Below are 20,909 nucleotides of genomic sequence, written 5' to 3' on the forward strand. Positions count from 1 at the left end.
TCGCATTCATTTTATTGAACTGACTAGTTCAGAAATTGAAATCGCACCCTTTTTCGACATCCGCGGCGCAAGTTTCTGGTTCCCAACGGGTTTCCCGATTTGGACGTCCAAATCGATGTCAATGCGCCTGATCCCAGTCGTCGCCGACGCCGCTGTCGACCACCAGCGGAACGATGAGTTGCGCCGCCGACGACATCCGCGCACCGGCCTCGGCCACCAGCGTGGGCACGAAATCGGCATCGGCCTCGAACACCAGTTCATCGTGCACCTGCAGGATCATCAGCGCGCGCTCGCGGTGATCGGCCAGCCAGCCGTCCACCGCGATCATCGCCCGCTTGATGATGTCCGCCGCGGTGCCCTGCATCGGTGCGTTGATCGCGGCCCGTTCGGCGCCGGCACGCTGCCCCTGGGTGCCCTTGTTGATGTACTCCAGATACAGGCGACGGCCGAACACGGTCTCCACGTAGCCGTGTTCGCGCGCCTGCTGGCGGGTACGCTCCATGAAGTCGCGCACGCCCGGGTAACGGCTGAAGTACAGCGCGATGTAGTCCTGGGCCTCGCCCCGGCCGATGCCCAGCTGGCGCGCCAGTCCGAACGCGCTCATGCCGTACATCAGGCCGAAGTTGATCGCCTTGGCCGCGCGGCGCTCGTTGGAGCTGACGTCCTCCAGTCGCCGGCCGAACACTTCGGCCGCGGTCGCCTTGTGGATATCGGCGCCGGACTCGAATGCCCGCACCAGGCCGGGATCCTCCGACAGGTGCGCCATGATCCGCAGCTCGATCTGCGAATAGTCGCAGGCGATCAGCCTGCGTCCCGGCGGCGCCACGAAGGCCTTGCGGATGCGGCGGCCGTCTTCGGTGCGGATCGGGATGTTCTGCAGATTCGGGTCGGTCGACGAGAGGCGGCCGGTGGCGGCGCCGGCCTGGTGGTAGCTGGTATGCACGCGGCCCGTTTCCGGATTGACCATCTCCGGCAGCTTGTCGGTGTAGGTGCTGCGCAGCTTGGCCAGCCCGCGATACTCCAGGATGACGCGCGGCAGCTCGTGCTGGTCGGCGATCGCCTCCAACGCCTCCTCATTGGTGCTGGGCTGGCCGGTCGGGGTCTTCAGCACCGCCGGCAGCTTGAGTTCATCGAACAGCAGCGCCTGCAACTGCTTGGGCGAATCCAGGTTGAAAGTGCGTCCGGCCAGTTCGGTGGCCTTCTGCTGCGCGGCCAGCATGCGCTTGGACAGGTCCGCGCTCTGCCGGCGCAGTTCGTCGCCGTCGATGCGCACGCCGTTGGCCTCGATCCGGGCCAGCACCGGCACCAGCGGCATTTCGATGTCGCGGTAGACGCCCAGCAGGCCGGGTTCGTCCGCCAGCTTCGGCGCCATCACCCGGTGCAACCGCAGGGTCACGTCGGCGTCCTCGGCGGCGTAGCCGGTGGCATCGTCCAGCGCGACCTGCGAGAACGGGATCTGCTTGGCGCCCTTGCCCGCGACCTGCTCGTACTTGATGGTGTCGTAGCCGAGGAAACGCTTCGCCAGGCTGTCCATGTCGTGACGGTTGCTGCCGGAATTGAGCACGAAACTCTCCAGCATCGTGTCGTCGGCATAACCCTGTACCTCGACGCCGTGACGGCGCAGGACGTGCAGGTCGTACTTGCCGTGCTGGCCCAGCTTGGGCCGGCCGGGATCGGCGAACAGCGGCGCCAGCTTCGCCAGGGTCGCGTCGCGATCCAGCTGCGCGGGCACGCCCGGGTAGGTGTGGCCCAGCGGCACGTAGGCGGCCTTGCCCGGTTCCACCGCGAAGCTGAGGCCGACCAGATTGGCCTGCATCGCGTCGAGGCTGTCGGTTTCGGTATCGAAGGCGAATTCGGTCGCCGCCGCCAGGCGCGCGATCCAGGCGTCCAGCTGCGCCTCGGTCAGCACGGCCTCGTACTGCCCGGGGGCGGACAGCGCCGCGTCCACCGGCGCATCGGCGGGCGCCGATCCGGACACGAAGCCGGTTCCCCGGGCGCGTCCGGGCTCCTTCTCGGGGAGCGCGGCCCCGGTCGCGGCGCCGCCCTCCAGTTCCTTCAACGCCTGGTTGAAGCCATAGCGCGCGTACAGCTCGCGCAGTTCCTCGACATGGCGCTCGCGCAGGGCCAGCGTGTCCGGGCCGCCCTCCAGCGCGACGTCGGTCTTGATGGTGACCAGATCGCGATTCAACGGCAGCCGCGGCAACGCGGCGCGCAGGTTCTCGCCGATCTTGCCCTTGATGCCCTCCGCGGCGCCCATCACCGCATCCAGCGTGCCGTACTCGCCCAGCCATTTGGCCGCGGTCTTGGGACCACACTTCTCCACGCCCGGCACGTTGTCGACCGTGTCGCCCATCAGGGCGAGGAAATCGACGATCTGCTCCGGCCGCACGCCGAACTTCTCCATCACCGCCTCGGCCGAATCCATCCGGCTGCCGCTCATCGTGTTGACCAGCGTCACACCCGGCCGCACCAGTTGGGCGAAATCCTTGTCGCTGGTGGAAATCGTCACGTCCAGGCCCTGCGCCGCGCCCTGCAGCGCCAGCGTGCCGATCACGTCGTCGGCCTCCACGCCGTCCACGCACAGCAGCGGAAATCCCAACGCCTGCACGATCCGGCGCATCGGCTCGACCTGTGCGCGCAGTTCCTCCGGCATCGGCGGCCGGTTGGCCTTGTACTCGGGGTACAGCGCGTCGCGGAAGGTCGGTCCGCTGGCGTCCAGCACGAACGCCACGTAGTCCGGCCGTTCCTTGAGCGTGGCGCGCAGCATGTTGACCACGCCGAACAGCGCGCCGGTCGGTTCGCCTGAGGCGTTGGTGAGGGGCGGCAGCGCGTGGAACGCGCGGAACAGGTAGCTGGAGCCGTCGATCAGGACTAATCGTTTCATGCGGCGATTCTACGCTCCGACGTGGCTGCGGCGTCACGGCACCGATGCGGTGATTGGCGCATAATCCCGGCATCGGTCATTCTCCAGGAGTCCGCGATGTCCCGCATGATGTTGGCGCCCGCCGCACTCGCCGTGTTGCTGCTGGCGGGCTGCGCATCGATGGGCGGTGCCCAGGACGATCCGGCCGTGGATCTCGCCGACGCGCAGGTCGCGGTCCGCACCGAACCCAATGGCGACGTGATCGAGGAATACCGCGTGGCCGGCCAACTGCGCATGGTCAAGGTGACGCCGTCACGCGGTCCGGCCTATTACCTCATCGACGAGAACGGCGACGGCCGGCTGGACAAGAGCAAGGGCGAAGGCCCGGTGTCGCCGGTGTACTGGAAGATCTACGGCTGGTGAGTCGCGGTTTCGGTCGCGGATGGCGGTTTACGGGTTCGTGATGCCCTTCCCGCGACGGGAAGAAGACGCCTAGTTCCGGCGCGTGCCCCCATCCGCCCTTCGGGCACCTTCCCCCGCAGGCGGGGGAAGGAATTCATGTGCGCGGCCTGTGGCCGCGAGCCTTCCATCTCGCAGGGACCGGGGAGAGAAGGCCCATCCCTGTCGCGAGGCATCGGAAAGCCCGCGGCCACAGGCCGCGCGGTGAGAATCAGCGCACCACCAGCACCGGCACGTGGCTGTGGGTCAGCACTTCATGGGTCTGGCTGCCGATCAGCAGGCGGCCAAGGCCACGCCGACCGTGCGAAGCCATCACGATCAGATCCGCCTTCTGCTCGGCGGCGGCCTCGATGACGCCTTCGGCCGCGTAGCGGTCGCGGATGTGCACCGGTGTGATTACCAGGCCATGCGCCTGCGCGCGCCGGGTGACTTCCTCGAAGATCCGCTGCGCCGCTTCGTCCTGGGCCTTCTGGTACTCGGTGGAGAAGCGGTTGGCCGCGCCCCAGCCCAGGGCATCGTCGAACCCGGTGACGATGGGTTCGCTGACGGTCGCCACGGCGACCTGCGCCTTGAGCTGGCTGGCCAGCACCAGCCCCTGCTCCACGCCCTTCATCGCCAGCTCCGAACCATCGGTCGCTATCAGGATGCGTTGATACATGGGGATACCTCCGTCGTCATGGGGTGGAACCATTACACGCTGGAACGCCTCGCCATGCCTTGATCGGAATCAATCCAAGGGTGCTACACCGCCTGCAGATTGGCGTAGGCGAGCACCAGCCACTTGCTGCCTTCCTCGTCGAAACTGACCTGCACGCGCGCATGCGCGCCGCTGCCTTCGTAGTCAGTTACCACACCGCGCCCGAATTTCGCGTGCACGACGTTCTGGCCGAGCTTGAGCGTGGGCGACTCCACGGCGGCATGGCCCAGATCCCGACGCGGGCCATAGCTGGCCGCCGGACGCGATACCTGCACGCGCGGACGCACCTCGTTCAGCAGCGACGTGGGGATCTCGCGCAGGAACCGAGAGGGAATGCCGTACATGTCCTGGCCATGCAGGCGGCGCGCCTCGGCGAAGCTGAGCACCAGCTTCTGCCGCGCGCGGGTGATGCCGACATAGGCGAGCCTGCGTTCCTCTTCCAGCCGGCCGCTCTCGTCCAGTGATTTGTTGCTGGGGAACAGGCCTTCTTCCAGCCCCGCCAGGAACACCAGCGGGAACTCCAGGCCCTTGGCCGAGTGCAGGGTCATCAGCTGCACGCCGTCCTCGCCCGCCTGGGCCTGGCCTTCGCCGGCTTCCAGCGCGGCATAGGCGAGGAAGGCGACCAGATCGGTCATGCCTTCGCTGTCCTCGTCGTCGGTGCGGACGAAACGCGAAGCCACCGACACCAGTTCGTCCAGGTTGTCGGTACGCGAATCCAGCTGGCCGCGGCTCTCGGCGGCATAGTGCTCGCGCAGGCCCGAACGCATCAGCGCGTGGTCGATGCGATCCTGCAGCGGCAGCTCGCCGGTTTCGACGGCCAGCGTGTCGACCAGCGACAGGAAACCCGCCAGCGCGTTGCGCGCGCGCGCCGCCAGCTCCGTTCCGCCGGCCAGCCGGCGCGCGGCCTGCCACAGCGACAACGCATCGGTGCGGGCCAATCTGCGCACTTCGTCCATGGTGCGGTCACCGATCCCGCGCGCGGGCGTGTTGACCGCGCGCTCGAACGCCGCATCGTCATCGCGGTTGGCCATCAGCCGCAGGTAGGCCAGGGTGTCCTTGATTTCGGCGCGCTCGAAGAAGCGCATGCCGCCGTAGACCCGGTACGGCACCTGTTCCGACAGCAGGGTCTCTTCGAACGCCCGCGACTGGGCGTTGCTGCGGTAGAGGATGGCCGCGTCGTTGAGGCTGCCGCCGTCGCGCACCCACTGGCGGATGCGCTCGACCACGAAGCGGGCTTCGTCGATTTCGTTGTAGGCCGCGTAGAGATCGATCGGTTCGCCGTCGCCGCTGTCGGTCCACAGTTGCTTGCCGATGCGGCCAGGATTGTGTGCGATCACCGCGTTGGCGGCATTGAGGATGTTGGCGCTGGACCGGTAGTTCTGTTCCAGCCGGATGGTGCGCGCCTGCGGGAAATCCTTGAGGAAGCGCTGCACGTTCTCGACCTTGGCGCCGCGCCAGCCGTAGATGGCCTGGTCGTCGTCGCCCACCACGAACACGTGGCCGGTGTCGCCGGCCAGCACCCGCACGAAGGCGTACTGGATGGCGTTGGTGTCCTGGAATTCGTCGATCAGCAGCTCGCGGAAACGGTGGCGGTAGTGCGCCAGCAGCGCCGGGTTGTCGCGCAGCAGCTCGTGCGCGCGCAGCAGCAGTTCGGCGAAATCGACCAGGCCCGCGCGATCGCAGCGTTCCTGGTACAGCATGTAGGCGCGGCGCAGGGTGTCGGCCCAGATGTCCTCGCCCGGCTGCAGATGCTCGGCGCGCCGGCCCTCGTCCTTCTGCGCGTTGATCCACCAGGCGATCTGGCGCGGCGGGAACCGTGCCTCGTCCAGTTCCAGCTGCTGTACCACCCGCTTGACCAGGCGGATCTGATCGTCACTGTCCAGCACCTGGAAGGTTTCCGGCAGCTTCGCTTCCTGCCAGTGCAGGCGCAGCAGGCGGTGGGCCAGCCCGTGGAAGGTGCCGATCCACATGCCGCGGCTGCCGTTGCGCAGTTGCAGGTCCGCGCGCGCGCGCATCTCGCCGGCGGCCTTGTTGGTGAAGGTCACCGCCAGGATGCCATGGGTCGGCGCGCCTTCGACTTCGTTGAGCCAGGCGATCCGGTGGGTGAGCACGCGCGTCTTGCCGGAGCCGGCGCCGGCCAGGACCAGGTAATGGCCCGGCGGCGCGGAGACGGCCTCGCGCTGCGCCGGGTTCAGATCATCGAGTAGGTGAGAGACATCCACCGCGGCATTTTACAGGACACCGAGGTGGAAGCTCCGTCGGAGTGCGCCTCAGTGGGCGGCGGCGTGCTCGCGCTTGGGAGCGATGCTGCTCATCACCTTGTCGGTGTAGGCGATGCCGATGGCCGAAAGGATGAACGCGCCGTGGATGATGGTCTGCCACATCACGCCGACCGAGGTGACGGACGTGCATTTCACCGCGCCCAGGTCGTAGCCCGCCTTCAGCGCGGTGGCGACCGTGGAGAGCGCGTTCAGATGTTCCTGCGAACCACACGGCGGCAGGCCCAGCTCGCCCGCGCCGATGAAGGTCTTGAGCAGGTGGATGGAGGAGATGCCGATGATCGCCATCGCCAGCTTCACCTTCAGCACGCTGGCGTTGACGTGGCTCAGCCACTCCGGCTGGTCCGGATGATTGTGCAGGCGCAGTCGCGATACGAAGGTCTCGTAGCCGCCGACGATGACCATCACCAGCAGGTTGGAGATCATCACCACGTCGATCAGGCCCAGCACCAGCAGCATGATGCCCTGCTCGGTCAGGGTGTTGGCGCCATGGATCAGGTGCCAGAGTTCCTTCAGGAACAGGAACACGTAGACCGCCTGGGCCACGATCAGCCCGAGGTACAGCGGCAACTGGAGCCAGCGGGAGGCGAAAATCAGGTTCGGCAGGAAACCAAGGCGCGCGGGGGTCTGTTGCGACATGGGCGTCGGATGCAATGCTCGGGAAAGGGCGCAGGTTACCGGGCCGATCCCCTGCTGCCAACCCGCAGGCGGCGTTACACTCGGCGCTTTCATGCTCCGGGGCCCCCGCGATGATCGATCTGTACTACTGGCCGACCCCCAACGGCCACAAGATCACCCTGTTCCTGGAAGAAGCCGGGCTTGCCTACACCCTCAAGCCGGTCAACATCGGCGCCGGGGATCAGTTCAAGCCGGACTTCCTGGCCATTTCCCCCAACAACAAGATGCCGGCGATCGTCGATCACGCGCCGGCCGACGGCGGTGCGCCGCAGAGCGTGTTCGAGTCCGGCGCGATCCTGCTGTACCTGGCCGAGAAGACCGGCCGCTTCCTGCCGGCGACGCCGCGCGGCCGCATCGCCGCCCTGGAATGGCTGTTCTGGCAGATGGGCGGACTGGGCCCGATGACCGGGCAGATGGGCCATTTCAATGTCTACGCGCCGGAGCCGATTCCGTACGCCATCGAACGCTATGGCCGCGAGGTCGCCCGCCTGCATGGCGTGATGGACAAGCGCCTGGCGGAGAGCGCCTATCTCGCCGGCGAGGAGTACGGCATCGCCGATATGGCCAGCCATCCATGGATCCGCGCCTACGACAAGCTGCCGCCGGATTTCGAGGCGTTCCCGAATCTGAGACGCTGGCATGAAAGCATCGCCGCACGCCCCGCCACCCGGCGCGCCTATGCGCTGCGCACGCAGGTCAATCCCAATGCCGGCCAGCCGCTCACCGATGAAGAACGCAAACACCTGTTCAACCAAGGACCCGTGAAGTCATGAAGAAAGCGCTCGCCCACCCGTTGACCGGACTTTTCCTGGCCGCCTGCCTGACGGCCACCTGCCAGATTGCCGCCATGCCCGCCGCCCACGCCGAAAAACTCACCCTGGAAGCCCTGGCTGGCGACGCTTCGCTGTCCGGTCCGTCGTTGATGAAGGCCAAGACCTCGCCGGACGGCAAGCGGGTGACCTTCCTGCGCGGCAAGCAGGACAACCGTTTCCAGCTGGACCTTTGGGAATACAACATTGCCAGCGGGCAGACCCGGATGCTGGTGGATTCCAAGTTGGTGCTGCCCGGGACCGAGATCCTGAGCGACGAGGAAAAGGCGCGCCGCGAGCGCCAGCGCATCGCCGCGCTGTCGGGCATCGTCGATTACCAGTTCTCACCGGACGGACAGCGCCTGCTGTTCCCGCTGGGCGGCGAGCTGTACCTGTACGACCTGGGCAAGAGCGGTATCGACGCGGTGCGCAAACTGACCCGCGGTGGCGGCTTCGCCACCGACCCCAAGGTGTCGCCGAAGGGCGGTTTCGTCAGCTTCGTGCGCGAGCGCAACCTGTGGGTGATCGATCTGGCCAGCGGCAAGGAAATCCAGCTGACCCGCGATGGTTCGGACACGATCGGCAACGGCGTGGCCGAATTCGTCGCCGACGAGGAAATGGATCGCCACACCGGTTACTGGTGGGCGCCGGATGACTCGGCCATCGCCTTCGCCCGCATCGACGAGAGCCCGGTGCCGATCCAGAAGCGCTTCGAGGTGTACCCGGATCGCGCCGACATCATCGAGCAGCGCTATCCGGCCGCCGGCGATCCGAACGTGCTGATCCAGCTGGGCGTGATCGCGCCGAAGGGCGGCGCGCCGAAATGGCTGGATCTGGGCGCGGAGAAGGACATCTACCTGGCGCGGGTGAACTGGCGCGACGCGCGCCATCCCACCTTCCAGCGGCAGTCGCGCGACCAGCGCACGCTGGAACTGATCGAAGCGGATCTGGACAGCGGCAAGCAGCGCACCCTGATCACCGAGACCAGCAGAACCTGGATTCCGCTGCACAACAACCTGCGCTTCCTCAAGGATGGCCGCATCCTGTGGTCGTCGGAAAAGAGCGGCTTCGAACACCTGTACCTGCACGACAAGGACGGCAAGGAGATGGCGCAGCTGACCTCCGGCGACTGGACCGTCGAGGACGTGGCCGCGCTGGACGAGGCCAAGAGCCTGGTCTACTTCACCGCCACCGAGGCTTCGCCGCTGGAGCGGCAGCTGTACTCGGTCAGCCTGGCCGGCGACGCCAAGCCCGTCCGCGTCACCCGCGCCGAGGGCATGCACGGCGTGGCCTTCAGCGACAACGCCGAGGTCTACATCGACAGCTGGTCCAATCCGGCCACGCCGCCGCAGGTGGAACTGCATCGCGCCGACGGCACCCTGCTGACCGCCCTGGTGAAGAACGATCTGGCGGATCCGCAGCATCCCTATGCCAAGTACAAGGACGCGCATCGCCCGATCGAGTACGGCACCCTGTCCGCCGAGGACGGCCAGACCCTGCACTACAGCGTGATCAAGCCGACCGGCTTCGACCCGAAGAAGAAGTATCCGGTGGTGGTGTACGTCTATGGCGGCCCGGCCGGCCAGACCGTGAGCCGCAGCTGGGCGCCCACGTTCGATCAGTATCTGGCACAGCATGGCTACGTGGTGTTCTCGCTGGACAATCGCGGCACGCCGCGGCGCGGCGCGAAGTTCGGCAACGCGCTGTTCCGCAAGCAGGGCACGGTGGAAGTCGTCGATCAGCTCAAGGGCGTGGATTTCCTGAAGTCGCAGCCGTGGGTGGACGGGTCGCGCATCGGCGTGTACGGCTGGTCCAACGGCGGCTACATGACCCTGATGCTGCTGGCCAAGGCTTCCGACGCCTACACCTGCGGCGTGGCCGGCGCGCCGGTCACCGACTGGGGCCTGTACGACACCCACTACACCGAGCGCTACATGGATCTGCCGAAGTCGAACGTGGACGGCTACCGCGAGGGTTCGGTGTTCACCCATGTGGATGGCCTGAAGTCGCGGCTGCTGCTGATCCACGGCATGGCCGACGACAACGTGCTGTTCACCAATTCAACCAAGCTGATGAGCGCCCTGCAGCAACGCGCGGTGCCGTTCGAGCTGATGACCTATCCAGGCGCCAAGCACGGCCTGCGTGGCAAGGACAACCTGCACCGGTTGAAGGTCACCGAGGATTTCTTCCAGCGTTGCCTGAAGCCCGTGGAGTGACGACATGAACCAGATCCCCGTCCCGCCGCCGAACTGGTGGAGCCGCAACTGGAAGTGGTTCGTACCGACGCTGGTGGTGACGGGGATGGCCCTGGTCGCCGCGTTCATCCTGGCGATCATGAGTTTCGTGTTCGGCATGATGAAATCGTCCGAGCCCTACCAGACCGGACTTTCCCGCGCCCGCGCCGACGCCGCCGTGGTGGCGGCGCTGGGGGAACCGATCACGCCGGGCTATTTCGTCCAGGGCAACATTGATGGCAGTGCCGCGTCCGGCGAAGCGAACCTTGCCATTCCGCTCAAGGGCAGCCGCGGCGCGGCCACGCTGTACGTGGAAGCGAGCAAGCAGGCCGGCCAGTGGCGATACGACACGCTGGTGGTGGCCCTGGACGAGGGTGGCCAGCGGATCGATTTGCGGAATGGGGACGACGATGCCGGGGAATTCGGGGACTGACCCGCACCGGCACGCGCCTCAGAAGCGGTAGTCCGCGCTTTTCAGCACCAGACCGTCAGCGTCCTCGTGCCACCACAGGATGAGGGCCGCACGCGTCGTCGTTTCCAAAGGGATCATGCCGCTGGGGTCTGATCCGATCAGCGCGTTCCCGGGTATCTCGACGTCATCCAGGACAGCGGGAGCCAGCCAGCGCCCGGCCACCAGGTCATAACGGTCCAGCACCACCTGGAAGCGCCCGCCACTGCGCGTGTTTCGCTGTCCGCGGGGCGGTGCGAACCGACCTGCCGACACCACTGCCCCAATGCCATCGACATGGAACGCGCGCATCCGCCAGCCATCGTATTGGACGAGTCCCTCCGGCCGGGTGATCGGAGCTGCCGCACCCGCCTGCCATTCCCGCGCTTCCTGCATATCGGCGTTCGCCGCGTAATGCGCCAGCGCGCGTGATGAATTCCATTCCCCCGCCGCGTCGAAATCCGCGCCCCCCAGCGCGAACAACCGCGCGGCGCCTTCCCGCCACCATACGCGTGCGGGCCACGGCGTGACCGGCACCCGGTGCCATGCGCCCTGTGGATCGCGCAGCGCGCCCGCGGCGCGGTCGGCGCGCGCCCACAGGACGGCCACGCTGTCAGATGACGTGACGTCCAGATCGTAGAGGTCGCCTCCGCAATCGTCCTGCCAGCAGTCCGTCAATCGCTGCGGTTCGGACCACCGTCTGCTCCCCGGGGAACGGTGGGCGACGAAAACATCCTGGCCCAGCGGAGGTCTCGTGACTTCGCTCCAGGCGGCCCAGGCCGTGCCATCGGCATCGCTTCGCAACCGCGGCGAGCAGGCGACCTCGTTGACACAGCGCGTGAGGACTCGCGGCTTCTCCCAGCGCTGGGCCAGGACGTCGAAGCGGCTTGTCTTCAACTCGTCGCGGATCCGGGCAGCCAGCAGGAAAGGCCGATCGACCACTCGGTCGTTCCAGGCGACGGTCACGTTGCCATCGCCATCCATGGCCGCGGCGGGCGGTGTACTGACGCCATATCCGTATCCCGTCCGTCGCCGGTCCACGGGCTCCGCCTCGCTCCAGCGTTCCCGCGCGGCGTCGAAACGCGCGGCCAGGAGCGCATGGCGCTGCTGGGGCGCGACACGGCTGGACAAAGCCCGCACCGCGCGAGCCGGCGCGTCCACGATCTCCGACCAGATCACCGTCGCATCCCCGCCCGGCGCGACCAGAAGAACCAATTCATGCACCCCGGCCTGCAACGATTTGTCTTCGCGGGTAACACGTTGTGCCGTGGTCCACGTCGCTTGCCCCGCGACGCGACGCGCAACGAAGACATGCCGTCCCATCGAAGTGTCCTGCATCCAGGCCACAAACACCGTTCCCGCCGCATCCCGCGCCATCTGCAAGTTGAAGGAAAGCTGCCCGCGCGCCGTGGGTTCCGGGCCGATGCGAACCGCATCGCTCCAGGCACCGCGCGCGACATCACGGCGAGCGGCGCGCACGGTCGGGCCCTCGACCCAGGCCAGCGTGACGTTGCCCCTTGCGTCGGCCACCGCCCGCGCGTCGTCCAAGCGCTCCAACCGCGCGATCTCCGCGACGGGGCCTGCGCCAGTCGCACGCTCAGACACCTGCGCCATACCGCCGTCGTGCAGGTCGCGCTCGCCCGCCGAAACGGCGAACACGGATATCGCGAAGCCCCACCCCAGCAAGGCGCGGGTGATCGCCGCCGCCTTGCCGCACTTGCCCGTCGCTCCCGCACGCACCCTTCGCCACCTCACTTCCGGCAACCATTGTCGTGCTGGCTGGCTTCCAGAGGTGCTGCAGCCCTGAGGACCATCCTGCTTTCGGCAAAGTGATCCGGAACCGGGCCAGCCCAGATTTCCAGGATGTACATCTTGTTCCCCATGAATGCGATTGGATTGCGAAGAACAGCGTGTCGGTCACGGAATGCTGCTCTGGAAACGTTGCCAGCCGCCCGCGCCGAGACATTGTCCGATCCGCGATCATCTCTCCCTGGCCGGACGGCAATTCTAGGTTCGAAGCCCAGCCGGGAACATCGGAACCTTCCGACTGCTGGCGTGGCTCAATCGGACAGCGGTCGACAGACCATCCCGAAGTCGATGTGGTAATGCTCGTCGTGCCGGACCCAGGCCTGCCCCGGCATGAAACGCACCTGCCGGCGGATGAAGTCGCCGCGGCGGGTGCGGTACAGGGCCGGAATCAACGCCGGATCGAAGATGACCCGATCCACCGCGATGCCTTCGCGGCGGGCGGCGGCATGCACCGCGAACAGGTGTTCGGCAATGGCTTCGTAGTCGATGCGATACGGGCCGTGGCGACCCTGGCGATCGAACTCGATGCCATAGCCGAATTTGTTGCCCACGCGCGTGGGCAGCGGCACCGACCGGCCGGATTCGTCGAGCACCGGCACCATGAAATCCACCGCCAGTCCGTTCTGGTGGGTGCGGTGCGGACGAAGGGGCCCGCCCTGCGCCCAGCCCGATTCGCCGTAGACGAACACGCGACCGGGCATCGATTTTTCCAATGCGCCATAGGCGTTGGTGACGACCCTGACCACGCGCGAATGCGCATGGGTTCGTCCGAGGCGGACGCCCAGATCACTGTAGGGCTGGAAGTTGGCGCCCGACAGCGGAATACGCGCCGCGTTCTCCAGGCGGCCTTGGCCGGGCGTGCCGAAACAGGCGCTGTCGGCGGCGAGGCCGGCGGATGCGACGACCAGTGTGGCCAGTCCGGCCAGCACCGCCAGCCTTCCTGGCAGGCGCAAGCGGGCGTCCTAGCGCGTGGGCGGAACGGCCGCCGGCGGCGGCACCGCGCCCGGCGGCACGTAGATCGCCACGCCCGCCGCGCGTTTCTGGGTGGTCGGAATGCCGATGCCGACGCCGCCGCCACTGTGGCGCCCATAACTGCCGGCGCCCACCGACATGCCGACCGGCGAGCCGCTGGAACCCACGCCCATCAGGACCACGCCGTTGGCGCCCAGCGCCGCGGCCTCGCGCTTGAGCCGGGCGACCGCGGCATCGGTCTGGCCCTGGGTGCCGAAACCGACCGCGCTGGTGGATTCCAGCTGCGCGATTTCCACCGAACCCGGGGGCGGGGTGCTGTAGACCTGCACCTGGGCCGGATCGATCGGCGCGCGCGCCGTTCCCAGCATCACCTTGGACGTTCCGGCGCATCCGGTCAGCAGGATGGCCAACCCCAGCATGGCGGCAAGACGAACGGACATGGCACGACTCCCGTGGTTTGCGCCGGATCATCCGCCGCAGGGTCTGAATATGGCATATCCGCCATCGCGCGCCGGGATCCCCGGGCCGCGCGGTATCATGACGGCCTGTTCATGCGTATCCGTACCGAAAGATGAGCGTCGTCCCCGACTTCCGGCCCAGCACCGCACGGCTGGCGGTCGACCATGTCCCCGTCGCTTCGCTGGCCCGCGAGCTGGATCGGCCGGACACCCTCGCGATCTTCGGTTTCGGCGATGCCGCGCCCACCCGCGGCCAGGTGTCCGACCCCCGCTACCTGCACGTTCCGCTGCAGCCGCTCCATGGCACCGCATGCCTGGAAGTCTGGCGCTCGGCGGGCGCGGTCTCCTCCGGTGTCACCGACGACGGCGTCCACTGGGCCAGCGACGGCGAACTGCAGTTCGGTGTGCTGGAAATGGAGGAACCCGAAGGCGGCATCCTGCTGGCGGGCGAGCTCGTCTACCGCCGCCTGACCGACTTCTGGCAGGCCAGCGGCTACCCGCACCTGCTGCGCATCTGGAACTACCTCGACGCGATCATCCTGGGCGAGGGCGACCACGAGCGCTATCGCCAGTTCTGCGTCGGCCGCGTGCGCGGGCTGGGGCCGTTCGACACCGGCACCCTGCCGGCGGCCACCGCCGTCGGCAGCCGCGACGGCCGCCGCGTGCTGCAGGTGTATTGGTTGAGCGCGCGCGTGGCCGGCACGCCGCTGGAGAATCCGCGCCAGGTCAGCGCCTACCGCTACCCGCGCGAGTACGGCCCGCAGTCCCCGAGCTTCGCCCGCGCGCTGCTGCCGACCTCGGCGCCGGCGTTGCCGCTGTTCCTGTCCGGCACCGCCGCCATCGTCGGCCACGCCTCGCAACACACCGATTCGCTGAAGGCGCAGCTGGACGAGACCCTGACCAACCTGGACAGCCTGATCGGCGCGGCGCGCGGGCTGCGCCCGCAGCTGCCCGCGCACCTGGACGCCTCGGCGCGGCTGAAGGTCTACGTGCGCGACGCCGAAGACGCCGAAGACGTCGCGGCCCAACTGGCGGCGCGACTGGGCGGCGACGTGCCCTACCTGATGCTGCTTGGCGATGTGTGCCGGCGCGAGCTGCGGGTCGAAATCGAAGGCATGCACGGCCTGGTGGCTTGATCGCCGCCACGCCGCACCCATACTCGGGACATCGCCGGCCCTTTCCGGCGCGGAGACGACATCGATGGGTCTGATCAGTCTGCTGTGGGGCATCGTCGCGATGATCTGGATGGTGCTGGCCCTGATCCCGCTGCTGGGGTGGGGCAACTGGTTCCTGATTCCGTTCGCGGCGGTGGGCGCGATCATCGCCGCCACCGGCGTCCTGTTCACCTCCGCCGGCAACCGTGGCCGCGCCAAGACCGGCCTGGTCCTCAACGGCATCGTCATCGTGGTCGCCATCGGCCGCCTGATGCTGGGCGGCGGCATCGTCTGATCCGTCCGTCCGGAACGTAATCGCCATTGATTGAAGCGCCCGGCGGCGCGGCGCAGACTGCGCCCGCCGGGTTCCCCCGTTGCATTTGCCCGGCGCCGTCCGCCCCTGCGTCCTTGTACCCGGGCCGTCGCGATCCGGTGGGCGCAGGCGTCCCTGTTGTCCTGCAATGGAGCGCCTCATGAAGCACTCGCATCCGTCCTGGTGGCTGCTGGCGGGTTTCGCCGTCTGCCTGACCGCCCAGGCCAGTCCCCAATCCGCGCCGTCCGCGGCGACGCCCGCCCAGACCGACGCCACCGCCGTCGACAGCAAGGTCGCCATCGACCCCAGGACCGGCAAGCTGCGGCCACTGACCCAGGAAGAACGCCGGCAGCTCAGTGAACAGTCGCGCGGTACCGCCGCCAAGGCGCGTCGCGCCGAACCACCGGGCACGGGCAAGAAGGGCTTCGTGGCTCCCGCCACCGAGACCGAGGCGCAGGCCGGCCAGCGTCGGCTGCCCGCTGGCGGCGTGGCCCAGCCGGTACCGGAAAGCAGCATGACCGACCTGATGATCGTCCGCGGCGCGGATGGCCAGTTGCGCGTGGGCCACGCCGACGACGCATCGAAGCTGCCGCAGGCGAAGGAGGCCAGCGATGAATAGGATGATCCCGTTGCGCGCCGCCCTGCTGGCGGCCCTTGCCTGCGCCTTGCCGGCGACCGCCGCCGATCTGGTCCTGGTCAGCGGCGACGCCGGCACCGGACTGGGCCTGGACGATCCCACTCCGAAGGCGCCCGAAGGATTCAACCCCGGCACCACACTCGGCGCCCAGCGTACCCTCGCCTACCAGTTCGCGATGGATCTGTGGGGTTCGGTGCTGCAGAGCGATGTCACCATCTATGTCGGTGCCAGCTTCCAGCCGCTGGCGTGCACGCCGACCAGCGCGACGCTCGGCTCGGCCGGCACCACGTTCGTGTTCTCCGATTTCGCGCCCGGCGTGGTGCCCAACACCTGGTACTCCTCGGCGTTGGCGGACTCGTTGGCCGGCAGTGATCTCAATCCCGGCTTCATCGACATCAACTCGCGCTTCAACGGCGACATCGGCGTCAATCCCAACTGCCTGACCGGCCAGGACTGGTACTACGGACTGGACGGCAACACGCCGGCCGGCAAGATCAATTTCCTCAACGTGGTGATGCACGAGATCGGCCACGGCCTGGGCTTCCAGGGCTTCACCAACTCGGCCGGCGGTTTCCTCAGCGGACGCCAGGACATCTATTCCACCTTCGCCTACGACAACACGCTGGCGGCGACCTTCCCGCAGCTGACCGCCACGCAACGCGCCACCGCGCTGCGCAATACCGGACGACTGGTGTGGACCGGCGGCAACGTCAACGGCCAGGCCGCGCTGGTGCTGGACAACCGCAGCGTACTGAAGGTCACCGCGCCGGCGGTGATCGCAGGCAGCTACGACGTCGGCTTCGCCAACTTCGGACCGGTGCCTTCCACCGCCAATTTCGGCGGCACCGTGGTCGCGGCGCTGGATGTTGGCGTCAGCACCACCGACGGTTGCGAGCCGCTCGGCAACGCCGCCGCGGTGGCGGGCAACATCGCCCTGGTGGATCGCGGCAACTGCAATTTCGTGGTCAAGGCCGCGAACGTGCAGACGGCCGGGGCCACGGGCATGCTGGTCGCCAACAATGTCGCCGGGCAGCCGGCCATGGGCGGCAGCGATCCGGCGATCACCATTCCCAGCCTGGGCGTGTCGCAGGCCGATGGTGCGCTGATCCGCGCCAACCTGCCGGCGAGCGTCGGCTATGGCGTGGATGCGGCGTTGCTGCAGGGTGCCGACAACAGCGGGCGGGTGCGGCTGTACGCGCCGAATCCGTATGAAAGCGGCTCGTCGTTCTCGCACTACGACACCGCGCTGGTCCCCAATGCGTTGATGGAGCCGGCGATCACCTCCACCCTGCGTGGCGAGGTGAATCTGGATCTGACGCCGGCGCTGTTCCAGGACATTGGCTGGCAGCTCAATCCCGGCAACGCGCGCATCGGCAACTGCGCGACGAACGTGGACGTGGTCGGCACCGGTGGTCTGATTCCGGGCGCCAACGTGCAGGCCTGGAGCAATCTGTGCCTGCGCACCAACAGCAGCAAGGGTGCGTACCAGAGCTGCATGGACGCCTACAAGGGACGGGCGCTGGCGGCCGGTGTGCTGGTCGGCAACCAGGGCGGCAAGGTGATGTCCTGCGCGGCCAGGATCACCAAGTAAAAACAAGCGGATAGGCAGTCCCGGAACGGCGCCGAGAGGCGCCGTTCCCATGTCCGCGCGGGCCTGCGCGCATTGGTCGCAGATCCGCCGGGATCCGGGGGCGTATGATCGCGGCATCCCCCAGGAGCGAGCGATGGCTTATCCCTATACGCGTCCGCGCCGCATGCGTCGCGACGATTTCTCCCGCCGGTTGATGCGCGAGCACGTGCTCACCGCCAATGATCTGATCTATCCGGTCTTCGTCCATGAATTGAAGGGCCGCGAGGCGGTGCCTTCGATGCCGGGCGTGGATCGCCTGTCCATCGACGAACTGCTGAAAGTCGCCGAGCAGGCCGCCGAACTGCGCGTGCCGGTGCTGGCGCTGTTCCCGGTCACCGCGCCGGAAGCCAAGTCGCTGGATGCCGAGGCGGCCTGGGACGACGACGGCCTGGCCCAGCGCGCCGTGCGCGCGATCAAGCAGCGCTTTCCGGAACTCGGCGTGATGACCGACGTGGCGCTGGATCCGTTCACCACCCACGGCCAGGACGGCATCATCGACGACAGCGGCTACGTGATGAACGACATCACCGTCGAGGCGTTGGTCAAGCAGGCGCTGTCGCACGCGCGCGCCGGCGTGGACATCGTCGCCCCCAGCGACATGATGGACGGCCGCATCGGCGCGATCCGCGGCGCGCTGGAAGAGGAAGGCCACATCCACACCCGCATCATGGCCTACTCGGCCAAGTACGCCTCCGCGTTCTACGGCCCGTTCCGCGATGCGGTGGGCAGCGCCGGCAACCTGGGCAAGGGCAACAAGTTCACCTACCAGATGGATCCCGCCAACACCAACGAGGCGCTGCACGAAGTGGCGCTGGATCTGGATGAGGGCGCGGACATGGTGATGGTCAAGCCGGGCATGCCCTATCTGGACGTGGTGCGGCGGGTGAAGGACGAGTTCGGCGTGCCCACTTTCGCCTACCAGGTCAGTGGCGAGTACGCGATGTTGAAAGCCGCGTACGCCAATGGCTGGCTCGACGAACGCGCCTGCACGCTGGAAGCGCTGACGGCGTTCAAGCGGGCCGGCGCCGATGGCATCCTGACCTATTTCGCGCTGGACGCCGCGCGCTGGTTGCGCGAGGGCTGATTCGGGATTCGGGAAAGAGCATTGCTTTGCCTCCCCCTTTAAAAAAGGGGGATTAAGGGGGATTAAGGGGGATTTGCTCTTGGCGCCAGGAACATTCCCCCGTCATCTGCTGCGCAGATGCCTGCCCCCTTTTTAAAAAAGGGGCTGAAGTGGAAAGTTTCCTGCCGGGAGCCAGCATTTTTGCCGCTTCCTCCGTCATGATTCACGCCGGCAGGCAGCCCGTCTTGCCGCGCCGGGTCGGCGCCAGCGTCCGATAGATGTCCAGCTTGCCCGCGGCCGGCGCGCGCGCCGCGCCGCTCACCAGCATCTCATTGGGCCGCGAGGGATCCACCACCGGTCCCAGCGTGGTGCCCTCCGCCGAGTTGAACGACAGCGACCATGGCGCGATGCCGGTGTAGGCCTGGCCATCGCATTCGGCCACGAACAACTGGATGGGCTGTTCACCCGCGCGATCCGAACGCGCGAACACCAACGCCTTGCCGCCATCGAGCCAGGCGGCGTCGAATTCGTCCACCGCGGTGTTGATGCCCGGCACCGGCTTCGGATCGACGAACGCCTTGCCGTTCCAGCGCGCCACGAACAGATCATGACGGCCCGCGCCGCCGAAACCGTTGCTGGCGAACAGCAGCCGGCGTCCGTCGGCACTGGGCGTGGGCGCCCATTCGTTGCCGGCGCTGTTGACCCCCGGTCCCAGGTTTTCCGGCTCGCCGAATCCACCATCCGGCTTCACCGCGGCGCGATAGAGATCGTCGCCGCCATGGCCACCGGGCCGGTTGGAGAAGAAGTACAGCCAGCGCCCGTCCGCGCTGAGCAACGGGTCGAAGTCGTTGGCGGTCGAATTGATCGGCAACGGTTCGGGTTCGGCCCAGCGCTTGTCCCGCAGGGACGCCTGCCACAGGTCCCAGCCACCGGCGCCGCCCGCGCGATCAGTGCTTCCCCAGACGATCCGCTGGCCGTCCGGACTCACGCTGCCGCGCACTTCGGTGGCCGGCGTGGACACCACGCCCATGCCTTCGATGCCGAATTCGGCCAGCTGCCCGGCCGCGGCGGCTGAGAGTAGACTGCCGATCAGGACGGCAGCCGCCCGTGTTGGTTTCATGGTGTCGCTCCGTGCCGGTTCCCTCACCCACGGGATATATACCAAGCCATGTCCACCGTTCGTTACGCCGTTTTCGGCCATCCGGTCTCCCACTCGCTCTCGCCCCGCATCCACGCCGCTTTCGCGCGCCAGACCGGAATCCCGCTGGTCTATACCGCCATCGACGCGCCGCCGCATGAATTCGTCTCCGCGCTGGATCGTTTCGTCGGCGAGGGCGGCAAGGGCGCCAACGTGACCCTGCCTCTGAAGGAAGCCGCCTTCGCGATCTGCACGCGCACCAGCGAACGGGCGCGGCGAGCGGGCGCGGTCAACACCCTGAGCTGGAACGATGGCCAGTGGCAGGGCGACAACACCGACGGCATCGGCCTGGTGCGCGACCTGACCGGACGCAACGGCCTGGATCTGCGTGGCCGCCGCGCGCTGATGCTGGGCGCCGGCGGCGCCGCGCGCGGCGTCGCCCCGGCGCTGCTGGATGCCGGCGTGTCGGAACTGATCGTGGTCAACCGCACGCCCGAGCGCGCCGATGCGCTGATCGACGCGATGGGCGAACCGGATCGCGCGCTGTCGCGCTACTGGCAGGATCTCGGCGACATCGGCGACTTCGGCCTGATCGTCAACGCCACCTCGGCGGCGCGCGATGGCGGCGAGGATTTCGATCTTCCGTTCACCCTGACCACGCCGCGCACCCTGGCCGTGGATCTGAACTACGGCGAGGCCTCCATCCCGTTCCTGGCCTGGGCCAAGGCCGCCGGCTGCCGCGACGCGGTGGACGGCCTGGGCATGCTGGTGGAACAGGCCGCCGAAGCCTTCGAAGCCTGGCATGGCACGCGCCCGGACAGCGACGTGGTGTACGCCGCGCTGCGCGGCAAGGATGCGCTGCTGGTGACCGCCGACTGACCTTTTCCGGAGATACCGCATGGATGCACTTTCAATTCAAATACTGACCGTGGCGGCCTACCACCTGCCCCACCTGCTGGCCTGCGCCATCGCGCTCGCGCTGCTGTGGATGTGGACGCAATCCTCGCCCGGCCGCGTGGTTGCGCTCTGGGGCGCCGGCCTGCTGCTCGGTTCGGCCCTCCTGCAATTGACATTGAGCCTGGTGCAGACGCTGCACATTCACCGGATGGCGGAGAGCGGCTCGGCGCCCGGCAGCATCTTCGCGATCATTTCGGCGGCGAATCTGCTGATCGGCGTGATCGCCTCGGTCGGACTGGTGCTGCTGGCCTGGGGCGCCAGCAAGGCGATGCGCGCGCGCAACGCCCCGTGACGATGGCGCGTTGTTCCCG

19 protein-coding genes are annotated in these 20,909 nt (G+C 67.7%); 11 read left to right on the plus strand and 8 right to left on the minus strand.

Annotation, left to right across the window (positions count from 1 at the left end; translation table 11 throughout):
* Positions 1 to 118: 118 nt before the first annotated feature.
* On the minus strand, positions 119 to 2,884 hold the full coding sequence (gene polA / locus AC3DEZ_RS00410; RefSeq protein ID WP_488386434.1) for a DNA polymerase I: 2,766 nt from the start codon (positions 2,882 to 2,884) through the stop codon (positions 119 to 121).
* A gap of 96 nt (positions 2,885 to 2,980) precedes the next feature.
* On the opposite strand from polA, the gene AC3DEZ_RS00415 reads away from it, so the two are divergent.
* Positions 2,981 to 3,286, plus strand: a complete 306-nt coding sequence (locus tag AC3DEZ_RS00415) for a DUF2782 domain-containing protein (protein ID WP_488386435.1) — start codon at positions 2,981 to 2,983, stop codon at positions 3,284 to 3,286.
* A 247-nt stretch (positions 3,287 to 3,533) separates the two neighbouring features.
* On the opposite strand, the gene AC3DEZ_RS00420 is transcribed toward AC3DEZ_RS00415, so the two are convergent.
* The 3 genes from AC3DEZ_RS00420 to AC3DEZ_RS00430 form a co-directional block, all read right to left on the minus strand.
* Complete coding sequence (locus AC3DEZ_RS00420) at positions 3,534 to 3,980, minus strand: universal stress protein (protein ID WP_488386436.1); 447 nt, start codon at positions 3,978 to 3,980, stop codon at positions 3,534 to 3,536.
* A gap of 83 nt (positions 3,981 to 4,063) precedes the next feature.
* On the minus strand, positions 4,064 to 6,241 hold the full coding sequence (gene uvrD / locus AC3DEZ_RS00425; protein ID WP_488386437.1) for a DNA helicase II: 2,178 nt from the start codon (positions 6,239 to 6,241) through the stop codon (positions 4,064 to 4,066).
* A gap of 48 nt (positions 6,242 to 6,289) precedes the next feature.
* Positions 6,290 to 6,937 (minus strand): TIGR00645 family protein, encoded by a 648-nt coding sequence (locus tag AC3DEZ_RS00430; protein ID WP_488386438.1) that lies wholly within the window; start codon positions 6,935 to 6,937, stop codon positions 6,290 to 6,292.
* 110 nt (positions 6,938 to 7,047) lie between these two features.
* On the opposite strand from AC3DEZ_RS00430, the gene AC3DEZ_RS00435 reads away from it, so the two are divergent.
* The 3 genes from AC3DEZ_RS00435 (at position 7,048) to AC3DEZ_RS00445 (ending at position 10,452) form a co-directional block, all read left to right on the plus strand.
* Positions 7,048 to 7,749 (plus strand): glutathione binding-like protein, encoded by a 702-nt coding sequence (locus AC3DEZ_RS00435; protein WP_488386439.1) that lies wholly within the window; start codon positions 7,048 to 7,050, stop codon positions 7,747 to 7,749.
* Between the two features lie 74 nt (positions 7,750 to 7,823).
* Entirely contained in the window at positions 7,824 to 10,001 is a 2,178-nt protein-coding gene (locus AC3DEZ_RS00440) for a S9 family peptidase (RefSeq protein WP_488387024.1), read from the plus strand.
* Between the two features lie 4 nt (positions 10,002 to 10,005).
* Positions 10,006 to 10,452, plus strand: coding sequence for a cytochrome c oxidase assembly factor Coa1 family protein (locus AC3DEZ_RS00445; protein ID WP_488386440.1), 447 nt, complete (start codon positions 10,006 to 10,008; stop codon positions 10,450 to 10,452).
* A gap of 18 nt (positions 10,453 to 10,470) precedes the next feature.
* Here the strand turns inward: AC3DEZ_RS00445 and AC3DEZ_RS00450 are convergent, their stop codons facing one another.
* From AC3DEZ_RS00450 to AC3DEZ_RS00460, 3 genes are all read right to left on the minus strand, one after another.
* A complete protein-coding gene (locus tag AC3DEZ_RS00450; RefSeq protein ID WP_488386441.1) occupies positions 10,471 to 12,207 on the minus strand; it encodes a hypothetical protein in 1,737 nt (578 codons plus the stop codon).
* Positions 12,208 to 12,527: 320 nt separating this feature from the next.
* Positions 12,528 to 13,229 carry a penicillin-insensitive murein endopeptidase gene (locus AC3DEZ_RS00455; protein WP_488386442.1) on the minus strand — a complete coding sequence of 234 codons (702 nt, stop codon included), beginning with the start codon at positions 13,227 to 13,229 and terminating at the stop codon, positions 12,528 to 12,530.
* A 9-nt stretch (positions 13,230 to 13,238) separates the two neighbouring features.
* A complete protein-coding gene (locus AC3DEZ_RS00460; RefSeq protein WP_488386443.1) occupies positions 13,239 to 13,688 on the minus strand; it encodes a hypothetical protein in 450 nt (149 codons plus the stop codon).
* A 131-nt stretch (positions 13,689 to 13,819) separates the two neighbouring features.
* Here AC3DEZ_RS00460 and AC3DEZ_RS00465 point away from each other — a divergent pair, with 131 nt between their 5' ends.
* The 5 genes from AC3DEZ_RS00465 to hemB all read left to right on the plus strand — a co-directional run bounded on the left by AC3DEZ_RS00465 (position 13,820) and on the right by hemB (position 18,524).
* The gene (locus tag AC3DEZ_RS00465; protein ID WP_488386444.1) at positions 13,820 to 14,842 is read left to right on the plus strand and encodes a chorismate transformation FkbO/Hyg5 family protein; all 1,023 of its coding nucleotides are present in this window, start codon (positions 13,820 to 13,822) and stop codon (positions 14,840 to 14,842) included.
* Between the two features lie 64 nt (positions 14,843 to 14,906).
* Positions 14,907 to 15,155, plus strand: coding sequence for a hypothetical protein (locus AC3DEZ_RS00470; protein WP_488386445.1), 249 nt, complete (start codon positions 14,907 to 14,909; stop codon positions 15,153 to 15,155).
* Positions 15,156 to 15,333: 178 nt separating this feature from the next.
* Positions 15,334 to 15,792, plus strand: coding sequence for a post-PEP-CTERM-1 domain-containing protein (locus AC3DEZ_RS00475; protein WP_488386446.1), 459 nt, complete (start codon positions 15,334 to 15,336; stop codon positions 15,790 to 15,792).
* Entirely contained in the window at positions 15,785 to 17,401 is a 1,617-nt protein-coding gene (locus AC3DEZ_RS00480; RefSeq protein ID WP_488386447.1) for a PA domain-containing protein, read from the plus strand. Before AC3DEZ_RS00475 ends, AC3DEZ_RS00480 begins: the two co-directional genes overlap by 8 nt.
* 133 nt (positions 17,402 to 17,534) lie before the next feature.
* Positions 17,535 to 18,524 carry a porphobilinogen synthase gene (hemB, locus tag AC3DEZ_RS00485; protein ID WP_447103871.1) on the plus strand — a complete coding sequence of 330 codons (990 nt, stop codon included), beginning with the start codon at positions 17,535 to 17,537 and terminating at the stop codon, positions 18,522 to 18,524.
* A gap of 202 nt (positions 18,525 to 18,726) precedes the next feature.
* On the opposite strand, the gene AC3DEZ_RS00490 is transcribed toward hemB, so the two are convergent.
* Complete coding sequence (locus AC3DEZ_RS00490; protein WP_488386448.1) at positions 18,727 to 19,623, minus strand: TolB family protein; 897 nt, start codon at positions 19,621 to 19,623, stop codon at positions 18,727 to 18,729.
* Positions 19,624 to 19,671: 48 nt separating this feature from the next.
* On the opposite strand from AC3DEZ_RS00490, the gene aroE reads away from it, so the two are divergent.
* Complete coding sequence (gene aroE / locus AC3DEZ_RS00495; protein ID WP_488386449.1) at positions 19,672 to 20,520, plus strand: shikimate dehydrogenase; 849 nt, start codon at positions 19,672 to 19,674, stop codon at positions 20,518 to 20,520.
* A 19-nt stretch (positions 20,521 to 20,539) separates the two neighbouring features.
* Positions 20,540 to 20,890 (plus strand): hypothetical protein, encoded by a 351-nt coding sequence (locus AC3DEZ_RS00500; protein WP_488386450.1) that lies wholly within the window; start codon positions 20,540 to 20,542, stop codon positions 20,888 to 20,890.
* Positions 20,891 to 20,909: the final 19 nt, after the last annotated feature.

Source organism: Pseudoxanthomonas sp. 134C1 (genome assembly GCF_057773065.1).